Raw genomic sequence first — 11465 nt, forward strand, 5'->3', positions numbered from 1 at the left:
GGGAGTCTCTCCATCCCCGCCCTCGGGTCACTAATTGTCAGGGGGCGGGTGCCTCAACCCAGGTTGGCAGAGAGGGGCCGCCTTGCTCTGCGAAGCGACTACGTTGACTAGTTGTACTGCCCAGGGAGGTTGGTCAACCGCGTGATGGGCGGGACAACTAGTGAGAGCAGTTACAGGCTAACCGCGATAGAGCCTCACGGGCGAGGTCAGGGCTGCGGCATTTTTCTCGTCACGAGATGACCACAGATGGCGTTGATGCGGAATCTCGATGCGATACAGAGGAGAACGCCCTATAGACGACGGGTATGTAGCGTCGCAGACCCATTAGCATGGGCGGTTTTGTCTACCAGGCCAGCTGACCGCCGACGGCACGATCACCACCGTCAATGCCGGACCCCCACCCCCTGGCCCTCAGCCCGGTGCCGGTCAACAGGTGTACGCCTTGCGCTGGTCGTTAGCTTTGACAGTTGCCCCGCTGTTCGCAGGGGGCCCGGCCAGCCGACTCGGTCCGGGCGTTCTTGAAGTTGGCCGGTCCTTTGTGGCACTGCCGGCTCGGCAGCGGTTACTCTGCTGGGCTGCGTTGCCGAGCCGTGGAGTCCTCAACATGGACCGACGCCGTGCGGGTCGCTGGGATCGCAAATAGCTCATCCGAGGCAAGCCCATCGTGGCTCATAAGGAGAGCGCCCCACATCTCTGCACGGGCCAGAACCCGAAACCTTTCCACGACAACGCTGGAGGACATTAAGCGTGTCAATGTCTTGCGGCAACGACAGGGCCGATACCCATCACGATGTTGCCATCATCAATGGCGAGGGTCGGCTGATCGTAAAATCGCGTCCACAACGACCCGGCCGGCTGCCAGAGCGACGGCGCATGGAGTGTGTCGAGGCCAGTCGGCAAGGTGCGACGTTCCTGTCGGGTTCCGCGCGGCGCGCGGGGACTGACGCCGCGGTCGACTGTCGTGCCCCCGAACTAAGATTCGACGATGCTCCGTCGACTCGACGTCAAGACCCCGTGGCGCTCCCTCAACACCGGATTTTGGTCAAGCGATTTCCCCCTCGGGAAGCGAACGATCGTTTACGGACACAACGGGAGCGGCAAGTCGACGGTCGCGGAACTCCTTCTGAGCCTGGCTGAATCAAGGTCCGCGACCGGTGTCATCTGGGAGGACGAAAAGGGGCATAAGACAACAGTTCGTGCGGCCGGTACCAGCCCGTCCCCTCATATGGCTGTCTACACCCGCAGATGGATCGACGAGAATCTGTCAGCGTTCCTCGACGGGGCCAGCGCCGCCGCGATCGTCACACTCGGGAAGGAGGCGATCGACGCCAAGGGCGAGGAGGAGCGACTCATCGGAGAAGTCGATCGCCTACAGTCCGAGGCACACGAGGCAGAGAAGAGTCGGGGCACCGCCGAGAAGAAGCGCGCAGCGCTCGCGAAGGAGGTGCAGGAGCGGATTATCTCCGAACTGCAGACCTTCGATTACCAGCACTTCACCCGAAGTCGCTACTCGATCCCAAAGATCGAAGAGAACCTTCGGGCCTACAAGGGAGACTTCCCCGACGCGAGCAGCCACACCGAAGCCCTGCAGCGTCTCGGGGAAGGTGCTCCGTCCGCAGTGGCGGAGGTGTCCGCGCCGCCCTCGGCGGTTGCATCAGACCTGGCGGTTCTGGCCGGCGTCCTGTCCGAAACCCCTACCCGGGTAGCGATCGCGGCGCTAGCGAACAGCTCTACCGCACAAGCATGGGTCGAGCAGGGACTGCAGCTCCATGCCGATAGCGATGAGTGCCAATTCTGCGCCGGAGCGATCACCCCGGAACGCCGCACGCAACTGGCACGCCACTTCGACGAGAGCTGGCTCGACATCAGAGGCAGGGCCACGCAGCTCAAGGATGCCGTCACGCGGGAGAAGACCGCGCTCGCGACGTGGATTATCTCAATCCCCGACTCAACGGAATTGGCGAGCGACCTCCAGGCAGCGTACGGGTTGGCGGTCGAAAGGCTGTCCGCTGAAGTCACCGAACGAGTGACCGCGTGCGAACGTGTCGAAGCGTCCCTCGAACTGAAGATCGCGGACCCGAGCGGTACGCATGAGGCGCCCGAATGGGCCGTGCTCGGTTCACCACCTTTGACCACCGTTCTGACGCAGGCGATCGCCGAGCACAACCAACAGGTGCACGACCACGCTGAACTCAGTGCGGATCGCAAGAAGACCGTTCTCGACCACATCGTCGGTTCACAGGCCGAAGCGTTCCGCGACCTCGATGGGCAGGTGTTCGCGTACGCCGCAAAGGCGTCTGCGAGCGCCAAGGCCGCCCGACTCGCCGAGAAGAAGCTCGACGAGGTGCGTCAGGCCAAGTTCACCACAAAAGACATGGCTGACACACTCACCCGCGACCTCGCCCGTGTTTACGGCAAGGACCACATCAGCGTGGCCGTCACCGAAGACGGCAAGTCGTACGCGTGTCGACGTGGCGATCAGCCGGGTACCGACCTCAGCGACGGCGAGCGGACAACCCTATCGCTGCTCTACTTTCTCCGAAACTTGGAAGACCAACAGACCCCCGGCGCCGATAAGTCCCATCGCATAGTCGTGATCGACGACCCGTCAAGTTCCCTGGACCGCGAGGCCCTGTTCGCTACGCATCAGTGGCTATTCGACACTCTCGAGAAGTTCGGCCAATACATCGTCCTCACCCACGACTTCGGCCTGCTTCGGTTATTACTCCTGTCCTACAAGGGGATGTGGGGGAAGTCGATGAAGTTGATCCGGGATCGAGACCCCGGTGAACTCCTGTTTCCCAGGGTTTCCTTCCTGGAGGTCTACGCGTCCGCAACGGACGGCGAGCGAACGTCGAAGGTGGGAGCGCTGCCCCAAGTTCTGTTGAAAAACACCTCTGAGTACAACTACCTCTTCTCGATGGTCATGGCCGGGGTTCTCGATTCCGAGGACCACGACCGCCTGTTCCTGCTGCCCAACGCGGCGCGACGGGTCCTTGAGATCTTCGCCAGCTACAAAGCGCCGCACCGCACGGACTTTGCGCAGCAGCTCGAAGTTCTGGTGCAGGCGCAGCCAGGTGAGCCCTTCCGCGATGTGTTCACCTTCTGCAATAAGCACTCTCATGGTGAGGGCAGCGAAAGCGTTGACGTACTCGACGCACGAGCAGTGCACGGACAGATCCGTCGGTGCATGCAGTTCTTGCGAGAGTCCGACCTGACGCACTTCGAACGCATGTGTACGGCGGCCGGTATCAATCCGACGAGCCTTCCCTAGACATTCCGACCGGCGCACCTCGCTGGCGCGCGCTAGTAGTTCTCGCGCACATATTGATAGACCCGGTCGAATAATTCGCCCTTGATCGGCAGGGAGTAATTCTTGAGCACAGCGCGTAGCTCCCGACGGACGGACTTGTCACCAGAGTCGCTCGAAGTCCAACCTGTGTAGGCGACTTCAACGGCGATCGCGTCGATGCGTTCCACGATCTCCGGGACGATCTTATGCAGCCCTTCCGGCGTGTTCTCCTCAACGATCTGCGTAAGAACGCCCCTCTTCGGATCGGCGAGGCGGTCCAATGTCTCCTTGTCGCCGTGCTCGGCTGCGCGGTCGGCCGCGACGACGTCCTGGGCAACTTTGAGCGCCTCCTCCAAGAACGCGAGCGAGTCCTCGATGTTCTCGATCGCCTTGGCCCGGAGCTTCTCAATTCGTTCGGCCAGCGACTTGTAGACAGGGCTGTCGCCCTCCGACAGCCGGCGCTTGAGCCGCGCTTCGATCGAGTCCAGCACGTCCCGATAGACGTCGCTCTCCCCTCTGACTGGCGAATCGTCCGGGAGCTTCAACTGGGCCGCGATCCTCCGCAGCAGCGCCAGGCCTGCGGCGTCGAGGGTGACCGTGCGTGATGCCATCGACTTCACGGCGACCTCATTCATGTGACTGTGGATGAGTTCCGTGGTCTTCGCGCCGAGGCGGGCCCACAGGAAAGTCTTGGAGACGTCCTTCGGGCGGATGGACTCGTACACCTTCGCGAGCCAGTGGTACTGCTGCTTGAAGGGCAGCAGCATCGGGTGGGGGTCGAGAAACTCCCACACGGTCTGCAGCGCCACGTAGCCCTCGACGAACTCCGTGCGCTGCGAGCTGTCTTCGGGGATCCGCTCGTGCGCTTCGGCGAGGGACTCGAAGGATGCGTCGGCGGTGTCGACGCCGGCGAAGAGGTGGAGGAGCTTGGTGAGGTCGGTGACGAACTTGCCTGCAAGCTTGGAGGCGTCGACAACGTCCGGGTCGTCGTCCCCGTCTCCGTTCATCTTTGCGCCGGCGACCGCGTTGCCGATGGCCTTTGCGAGGCCGATGTAGTCGACCACGCGCCCATAGTCCTTCCGCTGACCCGTGACTGGGTTCTTCCACGGTCGGTTCGGCCGCGTAATCGTCTGGAAAAGGTTCGCGTCCTTGGCGGGCTTGTCGAGGTACAGCACGCCCTCGATGGGCGCGTTAAACCCTGTCATCCACTTCGCCGTGACCACGACGATCGACATCGGGTCGTCGACTTTTTTGAACCGGCGCTTGAGAGCTTCTTCCTGCTCCGCGGTGAGCAGGTACTTCTTGAACTCGTTTGGCGTGTCCTTGCTCTCGGCGACGTGCATCACCACGCCGACCTCGCGCAGCCGGCCGTCGGGCATCATCGCTCCGCGGCGCGCGAGCTCAGCCTCGATGGCCCGTGCGTACGCGATGACCAGCCGCTGGTTGTAGGCCACGACCTGCGCCTTCTGCCCGAGCGGAGCGACGAACGTCATGAAGTGGTCGACGATATCGGCGCACACCGCGGCGACGCGGTCCGGATTGGACAGGATCGTCTGAACGTGCGAGGCCTTTCCAGAGAGGTACACCTTCTCGTCCTCGTCGAGGTTCTCCTCCGCTGTCAGTTCGTCAAACGCCTCGTCTAATGCTTCCTTATCGAGGCTGAAGCCGACCGACCTTCCCTCGACGACGACGGGCTTGGTGAACCCGTCGGCAATCGACTGCTCCGGGGTGTAGCGAGACATGACGAAGTCTGGATCCGACCGATCGCCGAACAACTTGAAGGTCGAGCGCTCCTTGTCCTGGATCGCGGTTCCGGTCGCGCCGAAGAACTTCGCGTTCGGGACCGCGTCCCGCCACGCCTTGCCGAACTTCCCTTCCTGAGAGCGATGTGCCTCATCGACGAGGACGATGATGTTAGAGCGGTCGTTCAAGTGCCCTGCTTCAGCGAACTTGTGCACCGTAGTGATGACGACCCCCGGTTCATTGCTCCGAAGCAGAGCGACCAGCTCGCGCCGATTCTTAGGCACGCTCATGCGCGGCATCCCGGCAGTCTCAAACATTTCCGCGGTCTGTCGCACCAGGTCCTTGCGGTCCGCGATGACTATCACCGTGGGCGCGCCGCCGAACTTGTCGACGACCGCGTCGTCCCTTAGCAGGCGGGCTGCGGCGAAGGCCATCAGCTCGGTCTTGCCCGAGCCCTGGTGGTGCCAGATCAGCCCGCCGGGCCGGTCCGCGAGTACCTTGTCGTGAATCGCCAGCGCCGCCTCGAACTGCGGGTAGCGCGGCAGGAGCTTGATGTCGATCTCAGATGCGTCCCTTGCGTGCCGAAACATGACCAAGTCTTTAAGGATCGGCAGGATCGTCTCCGGCCGTAGCAGTAGCCGCGCGGCGCGCTCGACGCGGGCTGGGCCAGTGATCACCTTCGGGTCGTCCTCGGTCGAGCCCCACGGAGCCCAGATCTCGGAGTCGGGGTCTGGGACTGCGCGGATCGGTGCCATCCGGAATTCAAGGCCCTCGGTGGCGACGTTGAAAACGTTGGTGGCGAAGAAGTTCGGGTACTCCTCCTCGTAGACGTCGTGGAGGTCCTTCGCCGCGTTCACCCACGAGACGGCGTGCTTTACCGGAGTCTTTGTCTCGGCGACGACGAGCGGAAACCCGTTGACGTAGTAAACGACATCGAACCGCCTGGTCTTCACCGCTCCGGCGATGGTGACCTCGTCGGCGACGATGAACCGGTTGTTCTCCAGGTGCTCGAAGTTGATGATTCTGCGCGGTACATGCTTGCCGGTCATGGTCGGGAATGAGTGGTCGCCGCGGAGCATCACCGTGAGCAGCTCGTTGGCGGCCACAAGCCCGTTGTGCGCATCCAGGATCGCCTGGTTGATCTCGTGCATCACAAGATCGGCCGATTCAGGATCGTCGACGAGCTCCGGATTCAGAGCGAGCAGCGCCTCCCGGGCCCAGCCCTCGACAACGACGTCGTGCTCGTCGCGTGGGAGCTCGTCGCCGTGGAGTCGCTCCCACCCGGCTTCCTCCGCCCATTCCAGCAGCGACCGCTGGATCGTGCTCGTCTCTGTCCAGCCCACGTCAGGACACCTTCTCCAGCAACGCGTCGTAGGATTCGGGGATCTCGATCTTGCCGCTGAGCAGTGAAGCCAGAAGGACGGAGCGCAACGAGCGGAGGTGGGCGATTTCGGCACCGATAGCGGCGTGCTGCGTCTCTAACGTGTCCAGTTCGTTGGCAATTGTGCTCTGCACTTCGATCCCAGGCAGAGCGACCGGGACTTCGAGGACGCGGACGGCGGTGATGTGCTTGATGTTTGTACCGCTCGATATCTCCAAGAAGGTGCCAGACTCGAATGCCCATTGACACCAATGATTGGTGAAGGCTGCTGTCGTGACACCGTCAATCGCGCGGAACCTCAGAAGTGTCTTCTGAAAGCAGACGGGGTCTTCGATCTCTCCATGCCAGACTGCGCTCAACCCCACAGCCGCCGCACTGGCGCTGCCCTCGGATACGAGGACGTCGCCCTCTCGAAGACCGAATTTCGCCCGCTCAGCTGGATTGAAGTTCATCTGCTTGACATCAGCGAGATCGAGTACGCCATCGCCGATATTTGCCGAGCGCAAATAATTGGTCATGTAGGGACCGATTGCATGCTGCGGGGCACGTTGCCGGCCCATCAGAACTGAGAATGCCCTCTTTACTGGAATAGTTGCTGAGTCATGGACAAGGAGTTCAGAGCGACGGGCTCGTAGCAGTGCTCGCGCGGCTTTAATCTCAGCGGCCAACGCGTCAATCTGCGCGTCCACCGCTTCCATGACGTCAACGATGCGGCGCTGCTCAGCAACCAGAGGGAGCGCGATCAGGTGGTCGTTGAACTGCGACTCTTTCCAGCGGTTGCGGCTGGCCGTTGTCCCTGTGCTGACGCGCTCGATGTCCTCCCAGACCTTCGGCTGTCGGAAGTGAAGGTTCAGAAACTCGGGAAGCAGGCGAGAACGGTCGCATTCAAACAGTGGGAACTCGTTGGACACGCACGATCCTTCGAGGTCGGAACCTACCAGCCCGAAGGAGCCCTTCCATGCGAACAGTCGGTTGTAGATGAACTGTCCGCTACGTACGCGGAAGAAGCGGGTCGCCTTCGAGGTCTCAGAAGTGACTATCTCGCGCAGAAATGGCCCTTCCGCGTACCACCTCACGCCCAGCAACGGGTACGACTCGCCGTCGACAACCTTCACCGCATCCTGCACTTGCGTGGTTACTTCGCTCAGCCGTTTCTGTTCCCACTCACCCATCTGGCACCTCGAACATGCTCAGGTCGATCCCGGCCTCCGCGAGACGCCTAAACATGGCATCTTCGGCCTCGATGCGGCGCTGCCTCGAATCTGCGTACTCGACCAGCACCGTCCCGAGATCGGCTGCTTCCTTGGCAGCGATCCTGATGTACCTTCCGATGTTCAGGTCGAACTTGTTCTCCTTGATCTCGTCGAGCGGCACCAGACGCACATTTGTGCCGGCTTCGCCGTCCGGGTCCTCGCCAGTCCTGTACCCCTGGATGAGGACCTTCACGTCGTCCTCACTCATCTGGTTCTGGTTCGTGCCCTTCACGAACCTGGCCGACCCGTCGACGAACAGGACGTGGTTCTTGCGTGCGGTCTGCTTCTGGTCGCGGAAGATCAGCAGGCAGGCTGGGATCGTCGTCGAATAGAAGAGGTTTGGCGGAAGCCCGACGACGGCCTCGAGGAGGTCCTTCTCTACTAGGCACTGCCGGATGCGTCCCTCTGCCCCGCCCCGGAAGAGAGAACCATGGGACATCACTACCCCGACCCTGCCGGTTCCAGCGTTCATCGACGACACCATGTGCTGGATGAAGGCGTAGTCGCCGTTTTGCGCCGGCGGAACGCCGCAGAACGCTCGCGGGTCCGCCGGCCACCGGTCCGCACCCCAGTTCGTCAGCGAGAACGGCGGATTCGCGATCACCGCATCGAAGGTGCGGACCGCGCCGCTGGTGTCCTTGAACGCAGGTGCGCGGAGCGTGTCGCCGCGCTTGATGTCGAAGTCCTCGATCTCGTGCAGGAAGAGGTTCATCCGAGCGATCGAGGAGGTGGTGAGGTTAATCTCCTGGCCGTACAGGCGCAGCGTGCGGTGGTCCATGCCGGAGTCGCGAAGTTGGTTGATAGTGGCTACGAGCATGCCACCCGATCCGCACGCCGGGTCGTAGACCGTCTCGCCGGGCTGCGGTTCCAGGATCCCGACAAGTAGGTGCACGACCTCGCGCGGTGTGAAGAATTCGCCTGCCTTCTTGCCGGACTCGTCGGCGAAGTTCTTCAGCAGGTACTCGTACCCGGCGCCGAGTAGGTCGTGGGAGACGGTGGACGGGTCGAGTCGGATCTGGTTGAAGGCCTTGATGAGGCCCAGCAGCGCCGACTGGGGAATGCGCTCTTGGTTTCCCCACGACGCATCGCCGAAGACGCCAGCCAGCGAGCGCGGGTTAGCCTTCTCAATCTGCTGGAACGTTCGCGCAATCTCGGCACCGAGGTTCTTGACCTTGGTCGTGACCTCGGACCACAGCGTGCCCGCCGGCATCTCGAATCTGTGGAAGTCGGCCTCGATCTCGTCGTCGAGGTCGTCGCCGTAATCGTCGAGGGCTTTATTGCGCTCGTAGGCCCAGGTGTCGGAAATCCACTTCCAGAACAGCATCGGAAAGACGTAGGTCTTGAAGTCGGCGGGGTCGACCGGTCCGCGCAGTGCGTTGGCCGCGTCCCACAGCCGCGTCTCAAGTTCTTGCTGGGTGATTGTCACCGGGTGCGTGCTTCCTTCGGTCGGTTGAACTCCTTCATTTCGGAGCCCTCGACATTCTTTCAGCGGGCCGCGGCCTACCCGGCAGGCCGCGCCGAACGGTCAACACAACCACATGACTGCTTCGTGCCAGGCGGTCCGGATCGGCGATACCTTAGCTTCAGCGACACGCACTCCGACCTCATAATCCACCTGTCCTGTCCGGGCATAACCGTCGTCTCGGCACTCGGCAGATGTGGTGCGACCACGCAGAAGTGTGTACGAGCCCGGACGGCTGTTCAAACGCCGCACGTTCCTTATGTTGAGCACTCAAGCAGCGTTCGCCTTCTAAAATGGACCTTCAACTGGCGATATGTCACCAGCCTGCGGCCGCTAACCAGCTGTTTCCTAACGCGAACTTGTGCGGGTCGGTTCCCGTGCCGGTGGCGCGGGCTTGATTGGGGGACTCGGCTCCTGTGTCGGCTTGCGTATTGGCGTTGTCGGCACCCTGATGACGCGCCGGCGCGGTTGCCCGATGTCACCCATCCCGCATCCCCTCTAGCGGTTGTTGTTTGTTTAGTGCCAGGTGTAGCTGGATCATCACTTCTCTGTCGAAGTACCGGCGAGTTCCCGGGGCGCTGGCCACGCACGCCGCTACCAATTCGGGTTCGTCCTCTGCACACCACCACGCCACGATCTGCGCCGCGTTGGCCTTAACCCCGTTCTCACCTTCGATGGTCAGGCCGTCCATCCGAACGACCGCGACGATGCGGCGTGCGAAGTCCCGGTACTGGTTGAGGAGCTCCTCGACGGTCCAGAAGGCGTAGACGCCGCACGTGCAGTCGGTGGAGGGGACCTCGTGGTCGGGGTCGTCGGGGCTGCACAGGCAGATCGCCTCGCATTTCCCTTCCTTCCAGTGCGATCCACATTGGGCAATGGACGTCAACCTGCCGTCCTTTACGGCGAAGGTGCGCAGTGCGTGGGCGTCACCGACTTCGATGTCGGTCGGCAGATCACTCATCGTGGTATCCCTCGTCTGCAGTGGGCATAGCTGATGCAGTTGCACTTACGGGGTAGCGTGACCAGGCGTCATCAAAGTACTCACGCCGGTAACCTTTGGTGACCTTGGCGCCGATGCGCTGGTCTTTGTTGATCTGGTGAATGCCGTAGCTGTGCAATATGCGGGCCAGTCTCTTGCCGTCGAGCCTGCGCCAACGCTGGTCCCTGCTGGATAACTCGGCCAGCAGGGTAGTGGTGAACACCACTTCTGTCGCCAAGTCATCGAAGACAGCCTTGATGTCGGCCAGCAGATCGATGCCGGGGCTGGGTGTGTTCTTTACTCCGTCAGCAGCTACAGCAGCTACAGCAGCTACACGCGCCCGTTCCGGCCAGTGCCCGCCCGCTAGTTCAGCGACCGCCAGCAACGGGTGCCACACGTCGGCGTCACGGTCCTCAATCCCCTCGGGCAACACGGGCTGATTTAGTCCCATGCAGTCCAGCGCGTAGCTGTGGACGAGTTCGGCCCAGCACTGCAGTAACCAGCGGATCGCCTGGGCCTCGGCCTCATGCTGGTGCCGGTTCCACCGCTCGACCTTTTCCTCCGGACTGCGGCGCTGCATCGGGATAGTGATGGAACGAGTGCGGATAGTGGCCGGTACGTCGTCAATCGACATCTTCCCGGCCAGCGCCATCGGGGTGTACAACCGGAATTCTTTGACCTTCTTGCCCACTTTGCGAGCAAGCTTCTCGTTACGGTCGTGGCCGGCGTTGATCAGTCGGCGCATCTCTTCGTTACGGATTCTGCCGGTTTCGGCGCTGCCGAAGACGGTGTCGAACTCGTCGAACAGGACCGTCGGCCGACCACCCTCAAGCTCAAGCGCTTGGTCTATCGAGTGATATAGAGCAGCCGGTGTCAGATCGGCGACGTGGTCTGGCCGGGGCACCAGCTGGCTGGTAACCATTAGGGCACGGGTCTTGCCACAGCCTGCTTCTGGCGAGGTGAACAGTAGGCGCGGCGTGTGCTCCCAGCAGTCCATCAACCAGCAGTGCGTGCACCACAGCACAAGCGAGTGACGTGCGTAGTCGTTGGGAAGGGCGAGGAACCGTGCTGCGAAGCTGTCGACGAGATCAAGTACTTCCGCACCTAAGTCCGGCGTCTCTTGGTAGGTGGCACCCTCTAGCAGCAGCCATCTGATGTGGTCTGCCAGATTGTCGTACATCGGCATGGAGTTAGTGCTCACGTCCACTCCATAAAGCCGAGGGTCCGCACCACCGAACATCCGCTAGGAGGCGGCCGATCCCGGTTATCATGACCAGCTCTCTATGTCAACCTGACTCAGGACCACTGTGACGGCTTGATTCGGGACCACCTCGGCGAGGAGGTGGTGGCTCAGG

At 62.0% G+C, this 11465-nt stretch carries 6 protein-coding genes; 1 reads left to right on the forward strand and 5 read right to left on the reverse strand.

The window, feature by feature from the left end; translation table 11 throughout:
* Positions 1-985: 985 nt before the first annotated feature.
* A complete protein-coding gene (locus AO501_RS06675) occupies positions 986-3274 on the forward strand; it encodes an AAA family ATPase (RefSeq protein WP_055576980.1) in 2289 nt (762 codons plus the stop codon).
* A gap of 32 nt (positions 3275-3306) precedes the next feature.
* Here AO501_RS06675 and AO501_RS06680 read toward each other — a convergent pair whose 3' ends face one another.
* The 5 genes from AO501_RS06680 to AO501_RS06700 all read right to left on the reverse strand — a co-directional run bounded on the left by AO501_RS06680 (position 3307) and on the right by AO501_RS06700 (position 11311).
* On the reverse strand, positions 3307-6378 hold the full coding sequence (locus AO501_RS06680) for a type I restriction endonuclease subunit R (RefSeq protein ID WP_055576981.1): 3072 nt from the start codon (positions 6376-6378) through the stop codon (positions 3307-3309).
* 1 nt (position 6379) lies between these two features.
* Positions 6380-7588 carry a hypothetical protein gene (locus AO501_RS06685; protein ID WP_055576982.1) on the reverse strand — a complete coding sequence of 403 codons (1209 nt, stop codon included), beginning with the start codon at positions 7586-7588 and terminating at the stop codon, positions 6380-6382.
* On the reverse strand, positions 7581-9095 hold the full coding sequence (locus AO501_RS06690) for a type I restriction-modification system subunit M (protein ID WP_055576983.1): 1515 nt from the start codon (positions 9093-9095) through the stop codon (positions 7581-7583). Before AO501_RS06690 ends, AO501_RS06685 begins: the two co-directional genes overlap by 8 nt.
* 514 nt (positions 9096-9609) lie before the next feature.
* Positions 9610-10092: a hypothetical protein gene (locus AO501_RS06695; RefSeq protein WP_055576984.1), complete on the reverse strand. Its 483-nt coding sequence runs from the start codon at positions 10090-10092 to the stop codon at positions 9610-9612.
* On the reverse strand, positions 10085-11311 hold the full coding sequence (locus tag AO501_RS06700) for a DUF3631 domain-containing protein (RefSeq protein ID WP_197419779.1): 1227 nt from the start codon (positions 11309-11311) through the stop codon (positions 10085-10087). The genes AO501_RS06695 and AO501_RS06700 overlap by 8 nt, the downstream gene beginning before the upstream one ends.
* Positions 11312-11465 lie beyond the last annotated feature (154 nt).

This window comes from Mycobacterium gordonae, from assembly GCF_001417955.2.
GTDB lineage: Bacteria > Actinomycetota > Actinomycetes > Mycobacteriales > Mycobacteriaceae > Mycobacterium > Mycobacterium gordonae_B.